Origin of the sequence: Pseudoalteromonas sp. SA25, from assembly GCF_011378705.1 — a bacterium.
Lineage (GTDB): Bacteria > Pseudomonadota > Gammaproteobacteria > Enterobacterales > Alteromonadaceae > Pseudoalteromonas > Pseudoalteromonas arctica.
In genome coordinates this window covers 97,971-120,516 of the sequence record NZ_WTKV01000001.1, presented here as the reverse complement: position 1 = coordinate 120,516, position 22,546 = coordinate 97,971, and the positions used below count along the sequence as shown (strand labels likewise).

At 40.3% G+C, this 22,546-nt stretch carries 22 protein-coding genes; 6 read left to right on the top strand and 16 right to left on the bottom strand.

What is annotated here, in order from left to right:
- Positions 1-11 precede the first annotated feature (11 nt).
- The 6 genes from GQR45_RS00650 to lptD are packed head-to-tail and all read right to left on the bottom strand — an operon-like array spanning position 12 to position 6,588.
- Positions 12-830, bottom strand: a complete 819-nt coding sequence (locus tag GQR45_RS00650) for a symmetrical bis(5'-nucleosyl)-tetraphosphatase (protein ID WP_165724780.1) — start codon at positions 828-830, stop codon at positions 12-14.
- Positions 831-838: 8 nt separating this feature from the next.
- Positions 839-1,228, bottom strand: a complete 390-nt coding sequence (gene apaG, locus GQR45_RS00645) for a Co2+/Mg2+ efflux protein ApaG (protein WP_007585091.1) — start codon at positions 1,226-1,228, stop codon at positions 839-841.
- A complete protein-coding gene (gene rsmA, locus GQR45_RS00640) occupies positions 1,212-2,018 on the bottom strand; it encodes a 16S rRNA (adenine(1518)-N(6)/adenine(1519)-N(6))-dimethyltransferase RsmA (RefSeq protein WP_007585090.1) in 807 nt (268 codons plus the stop codon). Before rsmA ends, apaG begins: the two co-directional genes overlap by 17 nt.
- Entirely contained in the window at positions 2,015-3,007 is a 993-nt protein-coding gene (gene pdxA, locus GQR45_RS00635; RefSeq protein ID WP_165724779.1) for a 4-hydroxythreonine-4-phosphate dehydrogenase PdxA, read from the bottom strand. Before pdxA ends, rsmA begins: the two co-directional genes overlap by 4 nt.
- A gap of 2 nt (positions 3,008-3,009) precedes the next feature.
- Positions 3,010-4,305 (bottom strand): peptidylprolyl isomerase SurA, encoded by a 1,296-nt coding sequence (surA, locus tag GQR45_RS00630; protein ID WP_007585086.1) that lies wholly within the window; start codon positions 4,303-4,305, stop codon positions 3,010-3,012.
- A gap of 30 nt (positions 4,306-4,335) precedes the next feature.
- Entirely contained in the window at positions 4,336-6,588 is a 2,253-nt protein-coding gene (gene lptD, locus GQR45_RS00625; protein WP_165724778.1) for an LPS assembly protein LptD, read from the bottom strand.
- A gap of 111 nt (positions 6,589-6,699) precedes the next feature.
- Between lptD and GQR45_RS00620 the strand changes: the two genes are divergently transcribed.
- From GQR45_RS00620 to djlA, 3 genes are read left to right on the top strand one after another with little or no spacing between them, the layout of a single operon-like run.
- Positions 6,700-7,701, top strand: a complete 1,002-nt coding sequence (locus GQR45_RS00620) for a phosphotransferase (RefSeq protein WP_165724777.1) — start codon at positions 6,700-6,702, stop codon at positions 7,699-7,701.
- Complete coding sequence (gene murU, locus GQR45_RS00615) at positions 7,698-8,354, top strand: N-acetylmuramate alpha-1-phosphate uridylyltransferase MurU (protein ID WP_165724776.1); 657 nt, start codon at positions 7,698-7,700, stop codon at positions 8,352-8,354. Before GQR45_RS00620 ends, murU begins: the two co-directional genes overlap by 4 nt.
- A 31-nt stretch (positions 8,355-8,385) precedes the next feature.
- Positions 8,386-9,252, top strand: coding sequence for a co-chaperone DjlA (gene djlA / locus GQR45_RS00610; RefSeq protein ID WP_165724775.1), 867 nt, complete (start codon positions 8,386-8,388; stop codon positions 9,250-9,252).
- On the opposite strand, the gene GQR45_RS00605 is transcribed toward djlA, so the two are convergent.
- The 3 genes from GQR45_RS00605 to rsuA all read right to left on the bottom strand — a co-directional run bounded on the left by GQR45_RS00605 (position 9,235) and on the right by rsuA (position 11,749).
- On the bottom strand, positions 9,235-10,185 hold the full coding sequence (locus tag GQR45_RS00605) for a DUF3530 family protein (protein WP_165724774.1): 951 nt from the start codon (positions 10,183-10,185) through the stop codon (positions 9,235-9,237). The genes djlA and GQR45_RS00605 overlap by 18 nt on opposite strands.
- Positions 10,186-10,277: 92 nt before the next feature.
- On the bottom strand, positions 10,278-10,931 hold the full coding sequence (rluA, locus tag GQR45_RS00600) for a bifunctional tRNA pseudouridine(32) synthase/23S rRNA pseudouridine(746) synthase RluA (protein WP_165724773.1): 654 nt from the start codon (positions 10,929-10,931) through the stop codon (positions 10,278-10,280).
- Between the two features lie 119 nt (positions 10,932-11,050).
- Positions 11,051-11,749, bottom strand: a complete 699-nt coding sequence (rsuA, locus tag GQR45_RS00595; protein ID WP_121953663.1) for a 16S rRNA pseudouridine(516) synthase RsuA — start codon at positions 11,747-11,749, stop codon at positions 11,051-11,053.
- Between the two features lie 59 nt (positions 11,750-11,808).
- Here rsuA and zapE point away from each other — a divergent pair, with 59 nt between their 5' ends.
- Complete coding sequence (gene zapE, locus GQR45_RS00590; RefSeq protein WP_165724772.1) at positions 11,809-12,918, top strand: cell division protein ZapE; 1,110 nt, start codon at positions 11,809-11,811, stop codon at positions 12,916-12,918.
- Between the two features lie 243 nt (positions 12,919-13,161).
- On the opposite strand, the gene GQR45_RS00585 is transcribed toward zapE, so the two are convergent.
- Genes GQR45_RS00585 through GQR45_RS00560 form a run of 6 tightly spaced genes read right to left on the bottom strand, consistent with a single transcriptional unit; the run spans position 13,162 to position 18,132 of the window.
- Complete coding sequence (locus GQR45_RS00585; protein ID WP_165724771.1) at positions 13,162-14,574, bottom strand: tetratricopeptide repeat protein; 1,413 nt, start codon at positions 14,572-14,574, stop codon at positions 13,162-13,164.
- A gap of 19 nt (positions 14,575-14,593) precedes the next feature.
- Positions 14,594-15,250, bottom strand: coding sequence for an energy transducer TonB (locus tag GQR45_RS00580; protein ID WP_165724770.1), 657 nt, complete (start codon positions 15,248-15,250; stop codon positions 14,594-14,596).
- Between the two features lies 1 nt (position 15,251).
- The gene (locus tag GQR45_RS00575; protein WP_010555259.1) at positions 15,252-15,656 is read right to left on the bottom strand and encodes a biopolymer transporter ExbD; all 405 of its coding nucleotides are present in this window, start codon (positions 15,654-15,656) and stop codon (positions 15,252-15,254) included.
- 4 nt (positions 15,657-15,660) lie between these two features.
- Positions 15,661-16,041, bottom strand: coding sequence for a MotA/TolQ/ExbB proton channel family protein (locus GQR45_RS00570; RefSeq protein WP_002960812.1), 381 nt, complete (start codon positions 16,039-16,041; stop codon positions 15,661-15,663).
- Positions 16,034-17,359, bottom strand: coding sequence for a MotA/TolQ/ExbB proton channel family protein (locus tag GQR45_RS00565; RefSeq protein ID WP_165724769.1), 1,326 nt, complete (start codon positions 17,357-17,359; stop codon positions 16,034-16,036). Before GQR45_RS00565 ends, GQR45_RS00570 begins: the two co-directional genes overlap by 8 nt.
- A complete protein-coding gene (locus GQR45_RS00560; protein WP_165724768.1) occupies positions 17,359-18,132 on the bottom strand; it encodes a DUF3450 family protein in 774 nt (257 codons plus the stop codon). The genes GQR45_RS00565 and GQR45_RS00560 overlap by 1 nt, the downstream gene beginning before the upstream one ends.
- Before the next feature lie 217 nt (positions 18,133-18,349).
- Between GQR45_RS00560 and GQR45_RS00555 the strand changes: the two genes are divergently transcribed.
- Positions 18,350-20,530: a TonB-dependent siderophore receptor gene (locus GQR45_RS00555; protein ID WP_165724767.1), complete on the top strand. Its 2,181-nt coding sequence runs from the start codon at positions 18,350-18,352 to the stop codon at positions 20,528-20,530.
- Between the two features lie 77 nt (positions 20,531-20,607).
- On the top strand, positions 20,608-21,288 hold the full coding sequence (locus GQR45_RS00550) for a Fe2+-dependent dioxygenase (RefSeq protein WP_007585050.1): 681 nt from the start codon (positions 20,608-20,610) through the stop codon (positions 21,286-21,288).
- Between the two features lie 176 nt (positions 21,289-21,464).
- Here the strand turns inward: GQR45_RS00550 and galE are convergent, their stop codons facing one another.
- Positions 21,465-22,481, bottom strand: coding sequence for a UDP-glucose 4-epimerase GalE (gene galE / locus GQR45_RS00545; RefSeq protein ID WP_165724766.1), 1,017 nt, complete (start codon positions 22,479-22,481; stop codon positions 21,465-21,467).
- Positions 22,482-22,546 lie beyond the last annotated feature (65 nt).

The following is a 22,546-nucleotide window of genomic DNA, read 5'->3' as shown; positions in this document are numbered from 1 at the left end:
TTTTTTTCAGTTTATTTAGACGAAAGGTGGGATTTTTCGATAATTACTTTTTTAGTACTCAGCTCCATTAGGGTCATGGTGTTACCCCATACACAGCCTGTATCTAAGGCGTGAACCCGCGGATTACCTGTCCTACCTTCAAGCGCGGCCCAGTGGCCAAAAATAATATCGTGTTTAGTTTTAGCTATATTAGGATGGTTAAACCAAGGGGTTAATGTTTGGCTATCGGTTATTGCACCCTTTGCATTAAGCTCAAGTTTGTTATCACTTGTTAAAAATCGCATGCGGGTAAAATAATTAACTATGTATCTAAACTTTGCAAAGTCATCAAGATTGCTTGACCACTCAATAGGATGAGGCTGATACATGTGTTCAAAAAATGCTTTAGCATTGTTTGATTGATAACAGCTTTGTGCAAACTGTGCTTGTTTTAGCGCGTCTTCAATAGACCAATCGGGGTTTAATCCGGCATGAGATATAAAACAGTTATATTTTATAAGCTCTAAGGCCAATGGTTGGGTTTGTAAAAAAGCGATGTAACGCGCTAATTTTGGGCTTTCAAATATTGGGTTTAGTTTATCTTTTGGATTGGTAGGTTTGTTAAGAAAGTAGCAGGCAACCATGTGAAGGTCGTGATTGCCTAAAGTGATGGTCATGCTATTTTGATGTTGATAAATGTAGTCTAAGCAGGCTAGGGAGTCTTGCCCGCGGGCAACTATGTCGCCAACTAAATAAAGGTGATCTTTGCTTGGGTTAAAATCAACCCGTTGCAAAAGGGTGTTAAATTCACTAAAACACCCTTGTAAATCACCTATCGCATAATCTGCCATCTAAATGCTTAATGCAAAATGTTAGGACAAGCCAAACGAAACACATTAATAGGCGCCTGAAACTCAGAGCCAAATTCGTTGCGTAACGTGTAGTGGCCTTGCATTGTGCCTACAGGTGTATCTAAAATTGCACCGCTGGTGTATTTATAGCTTTCGCCTGGGCCAATGTCTGGCATTTCGCCAACAACGCCTTCACCTTCTACTACTACTTCTTTGCCATTTGCATCGGTAATTAACCAATAGCGGCTCAGTAATTTTGCACTACATAAACTATGGTTTTTAATCGTTACTGAGTAAGCAAATACGTATTTTTCAAGCTCAGGTTGAGATTGGCCTTCTACGTAAAATGTTTCTACAGACACCTTTACAGGCGATCCAATATTACTGCTTGTTGTCATAAATCCAGTTAGCTATATCAATAAATTGTTGTAAAGATAAGCGCTCAGCACGCAGCGTTATATCAATGCCAATGCTAGTAAGCTCTTCTGCAGTTAGTAAATTACCTAAACTGTTACGCAGTGTTTTACGGCGTTGATTAAAGGCTTCTAAACACACTGTGTTTAATATTTTAACGCTTTTTGCTGTACGTTGCTCTGGCTTTTTAGGTATTAAACGTATAACCGCAGAGTCAACTTTTGGCGCTGGTTTAAAGCACTCAGGTGGTACTTCAACAACCGGCATTGCATTACAGTAGTATTGAGTCATTACGCTTAAGCGGCCAAATGTTTTACTACCTGGGCCTGCTACCATGCGTTTTACTACTTCTTTTTGAAGCATAAAGTGCATGTGCTCAATATGATCTGAAAATTCAAAAAGATGAAACAATAACGGTGTCGAAATATTGTAAGGTAGATTACCAAACACTTTTAATTTTTTGTCATCGCGAACCAAGCTTGCAAAGTCAAACGTCATTGCATCGCCTTGGTTAACGGTTAATTTAGGACCCAAAAATGGGTGTTCAATTAATCGTTGCGCTAAATCTTTATCTAATTCAACAACCGTTAAATGGCCGCTTAATTCGGCTACTGGCTCAGTGATTGCGCCAAGGCCGGGGCCAATTTCTACTAGGTTGTCTTCTGGTTTAGGATCGATCGCAGAGACTATTTTATCGATAATAGATTCATCAAATAAAAAGTTTTGCCCAAAACGCTTACGAGCGCGGTGTCCTAAATGTACTTTATCGGTCATTGATTTTGTGCTTTTTCTTGGGCGAGCTTAATTGCTTCGCGGATCGCTAATTCAAAACTGCCAACGTCAGCTGTACCAGTCCCTGCTAAATCGAGTGCAGTACCGTGGTCAACTGATGTGCGGATAAATGGTAAGCCAAGGGTAATATTTACCGATTTACCAAATCCTTTGTATTTTAGCACAGGTAATCCCTGATCGTGATACATAGCAAGCACTGCATCTGCTTCAGATAGGTATTTATCTTGAAATAAGGTATCGGCCGGTAGTGGGCCAATTAAATTCATACCTTCGCTTCTAAGTATCTCAAGCGTTGGCGTGATTGTTTCTATTTCTTCACGACCTAAATGGCCATCTTCACCTGCATGCGGGTTTAAGCCACACACTAAAATACGTGGTTTTTCTATACCAAACTTAGTTTGTAAGTCGTGATTTAAAATACCCGCCACTTTAGTTAAACGCTCAGGTGTAATGGCACGCGATACATACGCTAGTGGAATATGCGTGGTTACAAGTGCAACGCGTAAGCCCTCTGTTGCAAGCATCATAACTACATCAGCAGTATTTGATTGCTGCGCAAAATACTCAGTGTGCCCACTAAACGAAATACCTGCTTTGTTAATTATACCTTTGTGAACCGGGCCCGTAACGACTGCATCGAAGGTGCCATCCATGTTTTTTTCGCTTGCTATACGCAAGGTATCTAACACGTATTGTCCGTTACCGTCGTTTAGTACGCCAAGTTCTACATCAACCCCTAAATCAACTTGATGAATATACAAGCTGCCAGCAGGTGCTGTGATAGCGGGTGCATTATCATCAAATTTAATTAAGTTTATTGTTAAGCCTAAATGTTTTGCACGCTCTTTTAATAGTTTGCCATCGGCAATCGCTATAAGTTGAACATCCCACGCTTGCTGAGCAAGCGTGAGTAGCAAATCTGGGCCAATACCGGCGGGTTCACCCGGTGTAATAGCAATTCTTAAGGTCATATTTATTGGTCTGCTGTGAAAATTTCAACGTGAGCTTGCTCGCGCATTTCTTGCTGCCAGTTAAAACTTTCTTCCTTAAATTTACGGTTAAACAACATACCGTGAGCACGGTTACGTTTAGCTAGCTCAGTTTTATCAGCTACACGTTTACCAAGTAACTGCACAATATGCCAACCAAACTGTGTTCTAAACGGTTCGCTTATTTCGTCTTGCTTAAGAGAAAGCAATGTATCTTTAAACGCAGGTACGTAGGTAGTTGGATCTGTCCAATCGTACTCGCCACCTTTAAGTGCAGAACCAGGATCTTCTGAGTACTCTTTAGCTAGTTTCCCAAAGTCGGCAGTTCCTGCGCGTAAGTCTTTTGCAAAGCCTGCAAGCATAGAGCGTGCTTTTTCTTCACTTAAAATAATTGAAGGTTTAATTAGTATATGGCGTGAACGCACTTCAGTTGTTTCTACAACTTGTAGACCACGAACATCTTGTACTTTAATGATATGAAAGCCAGCACCAGAGCGAAGAGGGCCAACAATAGCGCCTTTCTTTTGGCCTTTTACTGCTTCAGCAAAAAGTGATGGCATTTCGTTAATACCCATGTAACCAAGCTGTCCACCTTCAAGTGCTTTAGAGCCGCTTGATGATGAAATAGCAATACGCTTAAATTCTTGGCCATCGTTTAATAGCTCAATAACTTTATCTGCGCGTGTTTTTGCGCCAGCAATTTCGTCAGCGTTCGCATCGTTAGGGATATCTATTAAAATATGACCAATGTCGTACTCTTCAGCACTTTGACCTTGGGTTTCCATAATTTTTAAAAGGTTATCAACTTCTTGTTCGCTAATATAAATACGACGATCAACGCTTGCACGTGTTACTTGCTGCGTTGTAATTTCTTTACGAATTTCTTCACGGTAAGCTTGAAAGCTTTCGCCCGAACCTTCAATAGTACGGCGTAAATCGGCAATTGTACCGCCTTGCTCTTGTGCCATGCTTGCAAGAGTTTGATCGAGTTGGCTGTCTGAGATTTGTAATCCCATACGTTCAGCCATTTGTATCATAAGGGCTTGATTAACTAAACGCTCAACAGCTTGTACACGAAGAGTTTCATCTTTTGGTAATTGCTGGTTTTGTTCTTCGGCTTGCTTTTTAACACGATTAATAATGGTGTCTACTTCGCTTTTTAAAATTACGCCTTGGTTTACAACGCCAATAACTTTATCTATTTCTACTGGTGCGGCCATTGCACTTTGACAAAGGCTGGCACTTAAAACTGCTGATGTTAATAATTTTTTTAAATTCATATTCTTTTTACTACTCTTGCTGATAGTACTCTAGTTACTAAGAAAATACGGTCTACGATAGCCAAAAATACCTTGTTGTAATAATTTTTGTGCATCATAACGGCTTTTACTGCCAAGTCCTTTTAATACAAAATTCAAACTAATACCTGAATCAAAAGTTGCTTGTTCTTGGCCTATTGATTGATTTAAATCTGTTTCAATTTGGCGGTGCCCAGTAATTTGGATAGCCCAACAGCATGATTCATACTGTAATCCGCTCAATACTTCGATACTTCTGTTGTTTTCAAGATCTCGATGATAGCTTGCAATAAATTGCCATTCGTCGCTAATAGGAATACTTGTAAATACACCTGCTTGCTCGATTGTATTTCCTGAGACATCATTTGCATAGCGATGGTTCAATTGTACTAGCTGATTATTATCACCTTTATAATCAAGTGTTACATTTGACTGTACCATTTGCTTGCCATCTGTATCGTATTGAATACCTCCAGCGAGGTACCAACGGCGGTGCCAATGTAACATGGTTTGAGCTGCAAATAGTGCATTATAATTAGTGTCTGAGTTCAAGCCTTGCTCTGTTGGCTTGGCATCGTCACTTAAATAAAATATTTGGCCGGCACTAAAATTAAATACTTCTTCTTGTTTTTTATCAAATAGGCGCGTTGTCGCACCTAAAGTAAACTGATTCGCTGCTGCTATGCGGTCAACACCCGAAAAGCGCACATCTCTAAATAAACCATAATAATCGTCTTGTAACTTGGTTGTATCAAACAAGCCAATGTCTGACTGGTCTTTATTAGGTGTATATAAATATTGAATTTGCGGCTCTAGCGTTTGTATAGCATCTTCAAAAAAGTAAGATGCGTCACGCTCAAAATTAAGCTGAGAATACAAACGTACTTTAGGAATAGTACGCGATACGGTATCGCTGTATTGCGTGCCTGTTAAGTTTCCGCTTTGCTTATAATTAGTTTGCAATAAGCTCACTTCAGATAAAAATGACCACGCATGCGTTGCGTAGTTGTAGCGGGCTTTTGGCTCTACGTGTACACGAGTTGCGTTGTCTATGGCCACTTCTGATGAGTCATTAGTAAAATGGCTAATCTCCCCAGACACACTAAAATCAAAATTATCAAAACGCCAAGGCGCAGTTTGCGTAAAATTAACTTGTGGTATTGCAGTGTATGACTCTAAGTGATCGCCCAGTACTTCAAAGTTTTGTACTTTAATATCGGTGCGCCATGTATCACCCAAATGAGTTAGTGAACCAGTACGATAAAGCTGTGTATCGGTTTTACTGGCATAATTTGAGCTTAAATCGGTGATGTAGTTATCATCGCTTACATTGGTTACATCAACGTTTGCGCGCCAGTTTTCACCCAGATAACTTTGCTGTTGCCAATGAAACATATAGCGTTCATTCAAGTCTGGCTCAGAATCATCACTATCTAAATACTCAATCCCTACTAAGCCTTCATGTTGCTCTGTTAGGTATCTAAATTCGGTTTGTAATTGCAGCCCTTTGTTAGACATATAACGAGGCGTAATAGTGGCATCAAAATTAGGTGCAATATTTAAATAGTACGGCGTAATTGTTTCAAGGCCGTATTTATCAGAGCTTGAAATAGTCGGGGTAAGTAAACCCGATTTACGGCGCTCATCTAGCGGGAATGTAAAATAAGGTAAATATAAAACAGGTGTATCGAGAATGCGTAATACGGCGTTATATGTTTCGCCCCAACCTTCTTCGCGCGAAAGGTTTATTTCGTCAGCTTCAATTTCCCATACTGGGGTGTCACTCGGGCAAGTAGTAAAGCTTGCATTCATGAGTAATAGGCCAGACTGATTAACAGTAAGCTTTTCAGCGCCGCCTTTACCTTGTTGTTCGGTTAGGCTGTAGTCGGCGCCTAACAAACTGACTTCTGAATTATTTAAATCGGCATTTAATCCGGTGCTGTTTACTTTACTTACGTAATCTTGATAAGTAATTGGCCCCGTTGCATTTAATAAACCACGCTGTTTGTCTATCAACGCAGTTTGTGCGGACAAACTCATCTTAAGGGTGTTAATATCAACATTGTCGGTAAATTCAGCGCTTTGAGTGCCAAGTAGCTCAACATCATCAGCTTGAATATCAACTTCACCAAGGTTAAGGCCTTCAAGTGGTTGCCAAGCTCTGGTTTGCATTGAAATGCCACAAAGGTTGTGTGCCAGTTCAGTTTCGGCAAGCGATGGTGCGCTAACTACGCTTAGCATCAATATGCCCCAGGTTTTGCTCATTTATCGACCTTAATACTGTGTGTTTAATATAATATACACATAATAAAGGAAAATAATGGCAATTACAGTAATTGACCTAATTAACTTAGTGAAAAATAGATATCTTATAAAATGACACGCTTTGAGAATTTACAACAATTTATAAACACACAGCTTAATGCCAAGTCGCATACTTTAAACGCGATCACGGGTGATGCTAGCTTTCGTCGCTATTACCGTTTAAATCACGATAATAAGCATTTAATAGTGATGGACTCAGATCCCAAAAAAGTGAATAACGAACCTTACATTTCGCTAAACCAGGTGTTTGTTGAGCAAGGTTTTTTACTTCCCACTATTATTGCAAGTGATGAAAAGCAGGGCTTTTTTGTTCTTAGTGATTTAGGGAGTACGCACCTAGCTGACATGCTTGATGATGCAAACCGCACCGAGCACTATCAAGCATTAATTAGTTTAAGCGCTCAATGGGCTAAAACGCCGGCAGCTTCTGCTATGCAAGCGTACAACGAAGATTTTATAACACTAGAACTTGATATATTTAGCCAGTGGTTAGTGAATGACTTTATTAATGAACCACTAAGCGCAGAGCAAAAAGTAATGTGGCAAACAAGTTCAGAGCTATTAATAAAGGCCATGCTTGAGCAGCCAACTGTTACCGTTCATCGCGATTACCATAGCCGTAATATTATGAACAGTAACGGCCAGTGGGCAATTATAGATTATCAAGATGCTGTACGCGGGCCGCTTTGCTACGATTTAGTCTCGCTACTACGCGATTGCTACTTTAAACTGCCTCAAAAAGAGTTAACAAGCTTGCTTGATTTTGCTTATCAGGAATTTACGGCTCAAAATTTACTGGCTAATACTTCATTTGGTGAGTTTAAATATTGGTTTGATTTAACTGGATTACAGCGCCACTTAAAAGCTGCGGGTATATTTTGTCGATTGTATTTACGCGATGGTAAAACAGGTTATTTAGATAATATTCTACCGACTCTTGATTACATTATTGAAGTAGCGGCAAATTACCCAGAGCTTAAAGCATTGAGTGAGTGGACAAAAAATACCATAGTGCCAAAAGTGACTGAAAAGTTAGCAAAGGAGCGCTCATGAAAGCGATGATTTTAGCTGCAGGGCGCGGACAACGTATGATGCCGCTTACGCAAAATATGCCAAAGCCAATGTTAAAAGTGGCCGAAAAGCCACTTATTGAGCACCATATAAATAATCTTAAAGCTGCCGGTATTACCGATATTGTAATAAACCTTGCGTGGCAAGGTGATAAAATAAAAGGCTACTTTAAAGATGGCAGCCAATTTGGCGTAAATATACTTTATAGCCAAGAAGTTGAAGGTGGCCTTGAAACTGCCGGCGGTATTATTGAAGCGTTACCGCTGTTGGGTGACTCGTTCATTGTAGTAAATGGCGATGTATACACCGACTACGATGTAAGTGCGCTAATGCAACTTCATTTACAACCCAGTGAGGCGCACATAGTGCTTATAGAAAACCCGCCACACAATCCAGATGGCGACTTTGCATTGAGTCATTTGCCGGCCGAGAGTCAAAAATATACATTTTCGGGGATTGGCAGATATCAGGCTGATTTTTTTAAAGGATTAACGCAAGGTATTCGCCCTTTAGGGCCTATTTTACGTGAAAAGCTAAATGAACATTTAGTCTCAACTGAGCTCTATATAGGGCAGTGGGATGACATTGGTACACCAGAGCGTTTAAACCAATTAAACAGGCGCCTTGAGGCGTAATAACTCAATTTTTAAGAAGGCAGTATTATAGATGTGGGGAAAAATTCTCGGTTTTTGTTTTGGCTTTATGTTTGGCAAAATATTTGGTGCCATTTTAGGTTTATACCTAGGTCATTTATTTGATAAAAGCTTAAAAAATAACTTTGATAAAGCAGGGGGCTTTTCTAGCTTATTTAGTGGTGACGATGTTCACGAGCGCCAAGCTTTATTCTTTTCAAGCTGCTTTGCTGTCATGGGGCACATTGCGAAGTCGAACGGCCGAGTCAGCGAAGTACATATAAAAGCGGCTAACTTGTTTATGGATGAAATGGGCTTAAAAGGCGAAGAACGCCGTGAAGCACAGCATGCATTTCAGTCAGGTAAAGAGAGCGACTTTTCACTTAAAGAAACAGTACACGATTTTAAAGAACGCTTTGCTAAACGAAACGATTTAATACAGTTATTTTTAGAAATACAAATTCAAATGGCGTTTTCTGACGGGGTGCTAGCCGAACAAGAAAAGCAATTATTAGCAGAAGTAAGTAAACAGCTAGGCATTTCTAAAACACACTTTGCATTTGTATTAAAACGTTATCAAGCTGAGTTTAACTTTAGAAAGCAACAACAGCGCTTTAATCAGCAGCAACAAAACCAAGGTCAAAGTAGTAGTTACCGTGAAGGTTCTGGCCAACATGTACCGCCAAATAATAATATGAACCGTGCGCAAGCATTGGCGTTATTAGGCTTAAGTAGCGATGCAACGCAGCGTGATATAAAAGTAGCGTACCGTAAACTTATGTCGCAACATCATCCAGATAAATTAGTATCGCAAGGTTTGCCAAAGCACATGATGGAACTGGCTGTTAAAAAGAGCCAAGATATTCAAGCTGCTTATGAGTATTTAAAAAAGTCGGCGTAAAAAACCGTCTATTTCTTTTGTTAGGCGTGCGTGTTGATCGGGTTGATCGCGCAAGCCAAACAACTGGCGTTGGCGGTAATCAAATTTTGCATTTCGGTCAACCCAGCGCTGACGATTTTTAAGGCTCATTAAAATGTCTGTGCTGTCATTTGCATAGTAAATATCAAGTAAGGCGGGTGTAACAAGTGATGCTGTTTGGCTCAAGCTTTCGTTACGCTTGGTATTAGGTAAGTAACTACTTAAACTGATAAATGCCTCAACTCTCTCGTCCGGAAAATCTGCATAGTACTCCAATAACACACCTGCACTCGTGCCTTGTGCTATAACCACTATATTACTGGAATCTTCCATAGCGGTTTGATAGAGCGCATTAAATCGAGAAATGAGATTTATTTTATAGTTATCAAGTATGTCGTCAGTTACTTTTTCAATTGCATTAACGTAATGAGGTTCTTCTTTTATTTTTGCAGGCTGCGATTGGGCGTTTGTTGCTGTGTCGGGTGATGCAAGTTCCTCGGCTTTACTAGGCGCAGCTTCGGTTTCGCTGGGCATTGCTTCGGCCATTTTACTTGCTTGCCAATCAATGTCGGGTACTGTCATTGCGTAGGTGCTGTAACCTAAATTATTAAGCTCTTTACGCAAGTAGCTCATACCTGAATTATTGGTAGGTGAAGAATGCCAGTCGGGTATAAGTATTACGATACCTCTAAAATCACTACTCATATACTCGCTGTAAAGGCTTAAAAATTCTGTTTCACCCGCCAATATAGGCTTTATTTCATCGCTTGGAAGTAGTCGCTCAATATCGCTATTTTCAATGCTTGATAGATTAGGTGGGGCAATATGTTCAGCCGCGCTGATGGGGTTAGCTAAAAGTAGGGCACAGCTGAGCTGTATATAAAAAGCCCTTTTTAAAAACCGTGGAAATAGCATAACGCACCTAACTAATGACAATTAGTTAGGTATCGGCAAGGTTATCTAAAAGTTTAATAGATAGAGCGAATTAGCTAGTGAATTTGAACCTGTTAAAACTCTAATTCGGCTTCAAAAGTAAGTACTTGCTCAGTTACGGGGTGCTTTAATTGCAGCATTTGTGCATGTAATTGTAAGCGAGGAGCGGCAGCAAGTGCCTCTTTGTGGGCGTAAAGTCTATCACCTAAAATAGGATGACCAAGGCTTAACATATGCACACGTAGTTGATGCGAGCGACCAGTGATGGGAGTTAGCTCTACACGGGTTGCATTTTCTTCACGCTCAAGTATTTTGAAATGCGTAAGCGAAGGTTTACCTCTGTCGTGATCAACCATTTGTTTTGGGCGATTAGGCCAATCACAAATAAGGGGTAAATCTACTGTTCCTGTTTCAGCTTCAAGTTGTCCGTATACACGTGCTATGTAACGTTTAGCTGTTTCGCGCTCTTGAAACTGCATACTTAAATGTCTGTGCGCTGCTTTATTCATGGCAAGGCACAGTATGCCAGAAGTCGCCATATCTAAGCGGTGCACTATTCTCGCTGTTGGAAAAACACGATTAACACGATTAATTAAGCTGTCGGCATGTTTAGGATCTTTACCTGGGACAGTTAATAACTCACTTGGTTTATTAACTATCAGTAAGTCGTCATCCTGAAAAAGTATTGTTAAATACGGACTCATAGGGGGATTGTAATTAACTAACACGGCCGACCTTAGTAATTTTGAAGGTCGCTATTTTAGTAGAGCAAGCCAACAGGCTCAAGTAAAAGTTTGGCTATATTGTTTTAACTAATAATCCAAGCCTTAGCTCCTTTAAAGCACTTTTATAGCTTAATTTCTTGCGCTGTTAATAATCGATATTCACCACTAGCCAAGTTTTCATCTAGGGTAATTTCCGCAATTTGCTCGCGATGCAGCTCAACTACTTTGTTATCTACCGCGTAAAGCATACGCTTAACTTGATGATATTTACCTTCACTTATTGATAAACGCAAGCCGTAATTAGCAAGTCTCTCTGCTATAGCTGGGCGGGTTAAATCTTTTTCGTTATGCAGCATGACGCCTGTACGTAATTGCTCAAGTGCTTCATCGGTAATAGGCTCTTGGGTTTCGACTAGGTAGGTTTTAAATTTATTGCTTTTAGGCGACGTAATTTTATGTGACCAATCGCCATCATTAGTAATAATAACTAACCCTGTGGTATCTATATCAAGACGACCTGCTACATGAAAGTCACTCATATTTGGCTCATCAAGTAAGTCAAAAACAGTTTTATGTAGCTCGTCACTGTTAGCACATACATAGCCAACAGGTTTATTTAGCATGTAATAGCGCTTACCTAAAAATACCAAAGGCGCACCTTGGTGCAGTACTTCATCTTGCTGGGCTAGCTGAAAATTATGTGATGTGATTACTTCGCCATTAACGCTTACTTCTTTTCGCTTAATACTCGCGCGAGCTTGGGTACGCGGTATTTCAGCTAAGTGGCTAATAAATTTATCTAAGCGGCAAGGGAATTTCATTTTGGTTCACATTTTTAGTCGGCTACAATGGGCGCGATTATAGCCGATAGTGAAATACCATGACAATGCACAGCACACAAATTTTAAACCTTTACCAAGCAAAAATAGACACAGGTGAACTGTGTTTTGATGCTGCGCAGCAAAATGCAGTGGAAGCTTTAAATACGCTAAGCGAGCAACTTCAAGCTCACACATCATGGTGGCAAAAAGCGACTTTAATAAAAGGTGTTTATTTATACGGACCCGTAGGGCGTGGTAAATCCATGTTAATGGATTTATTTTATAAAAACCTACCTATTGAGCAAAAGCAGCGGCTGCATTTTCATCATTTTATAGCACAAGTGCATGCCCAACTTTCGCAGCTACAAGGTCAAAAAAATCCACTAATCCTAATTGCAAAACAGTGGGCTAAAAGTATTCGAGTACTATGTTTTGACGAGTTTTTTGTAAGCGACATTGGCGATGCCATGATTATGGCCAGATTGTTCAATGCGTTGTTTGAACAAGGAGTTGTGCTGGTGGCCACATCGAACGCAAAGCCAGAGCAGCTTTATTACAACGGCCTGCAACGGGCGCGATTTTTACCTACTATCGATTTAATTAATAACCATTGCCATATAATTAACGTGGCAGGGGAGGACGATCACCGTTTTAGATATGGTAAAAACAGTCGTCACTATTTTATTAATTTATCAAATCACGATTTTGAAAGTAAGTTTTTAGCTTCGTATCCGGCTGTAACATGCTGCAATACAGTTAGTGTGCATGGGCGCAATTTACCTTATTTATTAAGAGCCGATAATGCCTTGATGATTGATTTTATGGCGCTATGTTCAGGCCCACGCAGTGCTAACGACTATATGTTTTTAGCAACGCAATTTGATGTGTTATATGTATCGAACGTGCCGCAAATGGGTGCTAAAGCAACGGGTAAAGTTATTGTTCACGGTATAGAAGATAGTTACCAACGCGAAAAACAAACACTTGATGAGCATACTTTTGACGACGAAGCACGGCGCTTTATTGCCTTAGTAGATGAGTTTTACGATTGCCATAAATTGCTAGTGATAAATGCGCAAACCGACATTGAACATTTATATAAAGGTAAAAAGTTGAGCTTTGAATATGCACGAACGCAATCACGCATAGTCGAAATGCAAAATTGGTAACGCTTTATATATATTGTAAACGAGCTTGCTCACGTGAGAAGCGCAGCTTTTAATATTTATAACTGATTACTTATTGGTTTCTCTAAAGCGAAGCACCCTCTAAACCTCTTTGTGAATAAATCACTTAAGATCTTATTGCACAAAGAGGAGTAAATGAGAAAACATTAAAGCATAGAAATTATGAGCTTTGCTCGTCACGCCAGCAAGCTGTGTCTACAAGAAAGTTTAACCACGGTGTTAAACTTACCCCTCTTGGCGCACTATATTCTCAAGGGCGCGAATATTAGTAATTAAGTCTTGGCGTTGTGGGTTAGCTTGTAATGCTTTTCTAAGATGCTTTAGCGCGCTCGGGTAGTCTTTAGAATCAATCGCTATTTGCGATAATCCAAGCCACGCCGATAGTTGGTAATCAGGTAGGGCTTGTGCACGAACGTACATAAGTTTTGCTTGGGTAAGTTGGCTTTTACTGCGATATATACTCGCTAAACTAAGTAGGGCATCACCTAAATTCGGGTTTATTTTAAGTGCGTTATTTAAGCTTTTAAGAGCACGTTTAGTATTACCTTGTTGCATAGCAATTTGTGCGCTGTATACAGAAAACTGGGCTTGTTCATCACGGGGTAGTTGCTTAGTTAATCTTTTTGCGCTGCCTATTAGATCTTTAGCTAAATCCCATTTTTGTTGAGATACAAGCCAGCCTAAAGTTTGCATCGTGGTATTAATAACCTCAACTTGCTGCTGTTTAGTGGCGTGTTTTAAACCTTGCTTTAATAAACTAACAGCGCGTTCACTGCTACCTTCACTTAAGTGCAACTGAGCTGCTAAAAGCTGGTTATTGGTATCTTTAGGGTTGAGCTTTAAGGCCACTTCAATAGCAGCAAGCGCTTGCTTTTTGTGATCAAGCTGTAATGCTATTTGTGCACGTTGCAACCAAAGTTCAGCATCATCAGGGGTTTTATTGAGTAATTCTTTTAATAATGCATTTGCCTGACTTAAATCACCCGATTCAATTAACGCAAACAATAGCCCTTGTTGATATTGGCTTGTTTCTGGCGCTAGCATGAGCGCCTGGCGGTACGCCGCTACTGCACTCCAAGGTTGGCTATGCTGCACGTGTATATAAGCAAGTTGCGCATAACTTTGTGCGTCAGCTTGGCCTAGTTCAATACTGTGAACTAGGTGTGTTTGTGCTTTGTCATACTTTGCTTGTTGCATGTATAAAAGGCTCAAACCTTGGTGAGCTTTTACTAAATCAGGTGAAGCTTTTAAACACGCTAAGTAAGCTAGTTCAGCGTTATTAAAGTCTTTTGTTGAAAGCAGAACTTGTGCACGTAATAAGTTTAAAGCAGTGCTATCTTGGCTTATATCACGGCCTTTAAATAGCGCAGCAACTTCACTGTAATTACCGGCTTGTATTAGTGGTTGTACTTGGCGAGCAAAACCGCGCTCGGTCGGCTCAATAAGGACCTCTGTAGGGCCTAGTAATTTATTATTTATAGCCAACTGCCATGTTGGATCGCTAGGCGATAACGTTACTTTTAGTGGCGTACTAGCAGCGCTTGCATGCACGCTACTTACACCTAATAAAGGGAGTGAGCACATTAAAGTAGTGATAACTGCGCGAGTTAATGGTTTTAGCGTTTTAAATATATTCATATTTTTCATTTTAATAGGCTTAAGGTTTAAATTCGATTGGCCAAATAAAGCGAGCGCGTACGGTTTCACCTTCTTTTTTAGGTGCACTAAAGCGGCTTTGTTTAATAATTTTGTCGATAGCTGGTTTAAGTTCAGGGTATGGGTTTTGTACTACCTCAATTAAACTTAACTTGCCACTTTCATCAATAAATACATCGAGTTTTACAGTAAATACATCAACACCTCGGCGGGTTAAGCTTTTTGGTAAAACGGCCTTGACGGGAGTAAGTAAAGTGGGGAGACCATCGAGTTGATTTAAGCTAAATGCATCCCAATTTACACTCATTGATTGCCACTGTGGCGCGCTTACTTTTACGTTAGGTGTATCGGGTTTTACAATACTTAAATTGCTGTTGATCTTAATTTTTACGGCTTGAATTGACGCGCCTGCACCTTCTACCGCTAAGCTTTGCATTGGCTCACTTGTTTGCTGTTGTGATATTGATGGAGGTGGGGGAGGTGGCAGTGCCACCATGGCAATCTCACGTACAACCACTTTGTCTTGTATATGGTGTTCGGCAAGTTGTCCAAGCCATAAAAGTAGTAATGCAGTACTAAGTACAATGAGGCTAAGGCCAAATGCAAAAAGTGGATGGCGATTGTTTTTTGTTTTTTGAGACGACTCAATCGTGTGCATATTATTGCTTCGTAGCTAAGTTAACTTGCGCCGCGCCTGCCAGCTTTGCTTCGTCAATTACTTGAACAAGTAACTCAGTAGGTACTGTTTTATCAGCTTGAATAACCACAGGGCGTTGTTGCTGTTTTAACATTTGCTCGACACTACTACGCACGCCAGCAACACCAATTTGGCTGCCATCAAAAAATACTTGTTGAGAGTCGGTTATTGCTAAAAATATAACTTGCTGCTCAAGGCGGCTGGCCGATACGGCTTGTGGTTTATCAACCTCAACTCCGCTTTCGCGTACAAATACGGTTGTAACAATAAAAAATATTAGCAATATAAATACTACATCAAGTAGCGGCGACATATCGATATGTTGCCCCGCTTCTTGCTCTAGCTTGTGCTTTAAACGTGATTGCATAGTGTTACCCTAACTGCTTACTTAACGTATGTAATTTAGGATTACGTTGTGAATACGCTAAATACGCTTGCATTAACCACGCGGGAATAGCGCACACAAGGCCCAATTGAGTTGTTAGTAATGCATCACCAATGGCGTCACTCATTAACTCGTTATGGCCCAGCGCCATTACTTTAAATGTATCAAGCAAACCAACAATGGTGCCTAATAAACCAAGTAGCGGAAGAGCGGCAGTTAAAATAGAGCTAACCTCTTGCCAGTAACCTTTGCGCTGCGCTTGGTATTGTTTAAGGTGCAGTAAGTCATGAAAAATCAGCTGGTATACAAATAAAGCGAGTAAAAGAATACACCAGCAAATAGGGTTACTAACGATTTTCTCAAACATTGGTTTCTCCTTTTTCTAGTTGACTTAGCTGTAATGCAAAGCCTTCTAGTTGGCTGTAGTACGCTTTTGCTTTACGTGATAACAGTGCATTTAATACCAATGCAGGGATGGCAACGACTAAACCCAATTCGGTTGTTATAAGTGCTTGTGCGATACCGCCCGATACAACTTCTGGGTCACCTGAGCCAAACAAGGTCATCATTTTAAATGTTTCGATCATGCCGCTAACAGTACCTAACAAGCCAAGTAGTGGAGCTACTGCAGCTGTAACGGCAATAGCGCCAATAAAGTTATCGAGTTTATGCTTATCGTGAATTAACTGATTAAATAATTGATCGTCTCGTACTTGGCCTTTTTCGCTTTGCAGCGTTAAGTTAAATAGCTGCTGCTGCATGCCTGCAAATTCACTGCTATTTTCAGCTTTAAAAAATTGCTGTAATTGCATTTGAGAGTGCATTTTAATTTTACTTAAACGTAGTAGCTGTGCGGCTTTTAATAGCGCAATGGTTAGTGCAAAGCAGGCAAATAAAATAATAGGGATAGCCCATAAACCGCCTTTTTCTAAGTGTTCAAGCGGACTTTCTTGTTGGGCTTGGCTAGTCACTAAGTGCGTTAAACTAGGATCAAAAGTAAGTAATGTTGAGCCTACACCGTTTTGCTTTAAAGTATTATCGAGTGGGTTATCGTCACTTGTTGATTGTACTAACGCTACTTTTAATGCATTAGATTCATCATCTAAATTTAATAAACCCATAAGTTTAGGTGTTTGCGTACTAAACCATGCAACAGGCCCTACTTGAAGGGTATTAGCTTGGCTTAATTCGCCATTACTTAGCACAACCGATTGTTTTTTAAACTGAGGATAAAGTGCCTGCTCTTGATTATTAATTTGCGATACAACACGGTTTAATAACTCGTTTTGGCTATTAGTCGACTCGTTACTGCTAGCACTATTGCTGGTATTTTTGCGCACAAAACGGCTAAGTAAGTTTAATTGATATTGCTGCTGCTGTTGCCAAGTGTCTAATCGGGTTTGTAACTGATCGAGGCTTAATGTGTTTTCGTCAGCTAAGCGGCGATTAACAGCTGCTTGTTCGCGTAATTTACTGAGCGATTGCTGCTTGGTAAAAATTTGCTTTGCAAGGGTAGCTTGCTCTTTTGAAATACTATTTTGAGTTTTATTTAGAGTACGTTGCGCTGTTTTTATATCACTTAAAATACTTTGTTTAGCATCATCACTGCTAGCTGCAAAAGAAATGTTTGCACTTAAAAGTAACACTGTGGCGCTAAATACTTTAATTATGCTGTTAGTAGCCATTATTTAGCCCCTTGCTGGTTTTTATTTACATAACTTAATATTGGGAGTGTTACCCAATCAGCAGCGCGCTTTTTTTGCTGTACAGCAATACCCAGTGCAACTTGCTCAGCATTAATGCTTGAGTCAAATTCCCACTGCCAACCTAAGTCACTTGGAAAACCAATACCTACGTAACTTAAATCTTCGCTTACAAACCATGCTTGTGCTGCACCTAAATAAAGCTGCTTTACCCACACTTCTTGCCCGTCAGGATGCTTAATAGCCATTTCGTGAATTGAAATACGTTGTTGAAAATCATTAAGTAGAGTCAGCATTTTTAGCGCTGTTTGTAATTTGTCAGTTGTACTGAGTTGTGAGTCGCTTAAATCACCAGTGTTATTCCAACTACTTAAAAGTGGCGGGGGTAATTGCACTTGTAATGAAAGTAATTGCTGAGAGATACGTGCTAGTTGATCATTTAATTGCTGTTGATCATTTTCAAGTTCTGATTGCTTAGTAACAAGTTGCTCGCGTTTTTGGGCAAGCTCACTGGTGCTTTTTTTTCTACGCTGATTAAGCTCGCTAAGTTGCTGCTGCTCAGCATTTAGAAGCGTTAAGGTTTGCTCCATGCTGCTTTTTTGTTCAAGCCAATGAGTATTTAATTCTGTGTTTTGATTTTCTATTTGTAGCCATTTATTAACGAGTTGTTCTAGCTCACTAACAGTGTCGGCTTTTACTGCCATGGTGCTACAAAGCGCGATAACTACGCTAATTGGTTTAATTAAGCTTCGCATTACTTAACAACAATCCTGAAAGTTACGACAAGCAATTACAGGGACGTAATTACTGTTAATTTTTGAGTGTGTATACAATATAGGAATTCACATAACAATGCAATTGATAACAGTTATCGTTTACATTGCGTTGTTTGAGTGGTAGGATTTCGCCGAAATTAAATATGTACCTTAAATTAACAATAGTTAAGTGCTTAATAAAAACTACGGAGTAACCATGAGTAAGCCATCGAATAAAGGGAATGCCTACATAAAGCCAATTGCAGCGGTTGTTACGGCAACGCTTTCAACTTGGGCAAGTGCACAGGATGTTCAAGAACTATCGGTAACTAAAGCAGAAACTAAAACTGAGTCTAGTTATGTTGTCGAAAAATCAACGTCGCATAAATACACTCAACCGCTACTCGATACAGCTAAAACTGTAACGGTAATTAACCAAGCGGTAATGAAAGATAGAAACGTAGATAGCCTACGTGATGCTTTGCGTAATGTTTCAGGTATTTCTTTAGCAGCAGGTGAGGGTGGCTCACCTACTGGCGATAGCATGTCGATTCGTGGTTTTAGTGCTACAAATGATATTTTTGTTGATGGTATTCGTGATGTTGCAGGTTACACACGTGATATTTACAACATTGAAGCCGTTGAAGTTGCAAAAGGCCCAGGCTCAGCAGTTTCTGGTCGTGGCGCAACAGGTGGTAGTGTTAATTTAGAAAGTAAAAAGGCGAAGTTGGACAATTTTAACGACGTTTCGCTACGTTTAGGCACAGAAAACGATTACCGTGGTCGTTTTGATACTAACATTCAAGTAAACGATACAAGCGCACTACGTATCAATCTTCTTACTGATAAAGGTGATGTTGCAGGTCGTGATCATGTTGAAAATGAAACAAATGCTGTTGCGCTTGCATTTGCAACAGGACTTGGTACAAACAGCCGTTTTGATTTAAACCTAGAGTATCAACGCCAAGATAATTTACCAGATTACGGTATTCCTTGGGTTTACAGTGATACGCCAGTAGCTGAACTTGCAGATAGCGCGCGCTCACCTTCTCCTGTCGACTTTGATAACTTTTACGGTAATATTTATCGTGATTACGAAGATATTGAAGCCTACTCAACAACAGCTCGTTATGAGTATGATTTTTCTCAAAATACTACGTTACGTGTGCAAGGTCGCTTAGGTAAAGTAAAACGTGAATCGGTAACAACTGCACCGCGTTATTTCTCGGTTACAACAGACACTGACATTACCTTTGCAGATGAAAAAACACGTGATACTGAAAATTCACTTGCTGCACTTCAAGTTGATTTAATTGGTAACTATGAATTTGCTGGCTTTACTCACGACGTAGTAGTGGGTGTTGAACTTGCAAATGAAACGTTTACACGCCATAACTTTGTTGCAACTACGCCTGATAACCTAATTGAAGATGGAATACGTAACGACTTATACAACCCTGATGCAACAATTGCATTTACGGGTGTGTACGGCCGTGACGGTACAAGCATTGAAGCTAAAGCTAAAAACCAAGCTATTTATGCATTTGATACAGTGACGCTTAACAAGCAATGGGAAGTTACAGGTGGAATTCGCTTTGATAGCTTCACTACGGATTATCACAACGATTACAATGATCCAAGCGCTTTAATTTCTACAAGTGACGATTTATTTAGCTGGAATGCAGCTGTAGTTTATAAACCTACAGAAAACGGCAGTGTATATTTAGGCGCAGGTAATTCATTCAATCCATCAGCGGAAAGCCTAACGGTATCTACGCGTTCAAATGCAGCTGATTTAGACGCAGAAGAAAGCCGCAGTTATGAATTAGGAACTAAATGGAGCCTGATGGATGGCCGCCTGCAAACTAATGCTGCACTTTTCCGTACTGAAAAAACCAATGCCCGTACTGATGACCCATTTGCAGATAGCTCAAGTGACGAAATACTCGGTGGTGAGCAGCGCGTTCAAGGTTTAGAGCTTTCAGCAACTGGCCTAATTACTAAAGAGTGGACTGTAATTGCTTCATACACTTACCAAGATAGCGAAGTAACTAAAGCATTAGGCGACGACGCAACTCAAATTGGTAACGAGCTTGCACGTACGCCTAAAAATAGCGCGAGTGTTTGGACTACGTACGATATGTCGGATAAATTATCGTTTGGTTTAGGTGCGCAATATGTAGGTGAGCGTTACAACGGTACTACGTCAACACGCTCTCGTGCGCCAGGTTATACTATTTTTGACCTGATGGTTGCGTATGACATATCAAAAGATTTGAGCCTGCAGTTTAATGGTGAAAACTTAGGTGATAAAGATTACGTTGATCAGTTAGGTGGTGGACACTTTGTACCAGGTGATGGTCGTAAGTTTAGCTTAACAGCGAGCTACTCTTTCTAAGAGTAAAATAAGTACGGCATAAAAGGGCAGAGTTAACTCTGCCCTTAATTATTTGATGAAAATGTGAGAGGGCGCACATGCTAGTTAAAATTCCAGAGCTACTAACGAAAGAAGAAGTGGCGTATTGTCATGAGGTTTTGCTTAAAGCGCAGTGGGCCGATGGCAGTATTACCGCAGGGCATCAATCAACCAAAGCAAAAAATAACTTACAGCTACCTGAAAATAGCCCTGAATGCCAAGAGCTTGGCGACATTATTATGGCAGCACTTGCGCGTAGTAATTTGTTTATGTCGGCAGCGCTCCCCGCAAAAATTTTTCCTCCGCTTTTTAACTGTTATCAAGGTGGGCAATCGTTTGGTGTGCATGTAGATAATGCGATTAGACAAGTGCCGGGTACGCCAGTAAAAATTCGTACAGATGTATCAATGACGTTATTTATTAATGACCCCGAAGACTATGAGGGCGGTGAACTTGTTATTGAAGACACTTATGGCTCACACAGCGTAAAGCTGCCAGCAGGCAGTATGGTGTTGTACCCTTCAACGAGTTTACATCGTGTAATGCCAGTAACGAGTGGGCGCAGATTAGCCTCATTCTTTTGGTTACAGAGCATGGTAAACAGCGACGAAAAACGTGGTTTACTCTTTGATTTAGATATGTCGATTCAAAGTTTGCGCAGCAAAGTAGAAGATAGCCCAGAGATTATTCAATTAACAGGGGTTTATCATAACTTGCTAAGACAGTGGGCGCAGACATAACGAAGATACTCGTTATTAAATATTGGATATTAGATACAAGTAATTAAAAGCTGTGCTTTTCGCGTGAGTAAGCTCTACGCCTACGACGCAGCCATAAAATTGAATTCGGTGTTTAAAATGCTCGGTATGCGCGGCTTGATGCCGCGCACCTATTGTAAGCGCAAAGCTTGTTTTACTTAACCCTTATAACCGTTAGGGTTATTTGACTGCCAACGCCATGTATCTTGCATCATTTCATCAATACCGCGCACTGCTTCCCAGCCAAGTTCATTAAGTGCTTTTTCTGGCGCTGCATAACACGCTGCAATATCACCCGGGCGGCGAGGTGAAACCTGATAGGGTACAGCTTGATCGCTTGCTTTAATAAATGCATTAACCATTTGTAGTACAGAGTAACCATTACCAGTACCTAGGTTATAAACTAATGCACCCGTGCTGCTGGCAATTTTATCAAGCGCTTTTAAGTGGCCAATAGCTAAATCTACAACGTGTATATAGTCGCGTACACCTGTGCCATCAATTGTGTCGTAGTCATCACCAAATACAGCGAGTTGCTTTAATTTACCTACCGCTACTTGTGCGATAAACGGTAAAAGGTTGTTTGGAATACCATTAGGATCTTCACCAATTAAGCCCGACTCATGTGCACCCACAGGGTTAAAGTAACGCAAAATAGCAAACGCAAAGCGCTCATCTGATTTGGCGATATCTTGTAGCATCATCTCAACCATCAGCTTAGATGTGCCGTACGGGTTAGTAGTACCGCCTACAGGAAAGTCTTCTTTAATTGGTAAGCTTGCAGGGTCGCCGTATACTGTGGCTGACGAGCTAAATACTAATTTAAATACACCAGCATCGCGCATTGCATCAACAAGCGTAAGCGTACCTTGTACATTGTTTTGATAGTACTCAATGGGCTTTGCAACCGACTCGCCTACTGATTTTAAGCCCGCAAAATGTATAACACTATCAACCGTGTGTTTTGCAAATACTGAATCTAAAAAGAATTTATCGAGAATATCGCCTTGGTAAAAAGTGGCCTCTTTGCCTGTAATATTCTTTACGCGCGCAAGTGATTCTTGTGATGAGTTACTTAAATTATCAATAACAACAACATCGTTACCTTGCTGTAAAAGTTCTAAAACAGTGTGCGAGCCAATATAGCCAGCGCCACCGGTTACTAAAATAGTCATGAAAGCTCCGTGGGTACCTTTTATCAATTGAGTTAATTTCACCATAAATAGAGGTGATTTACATG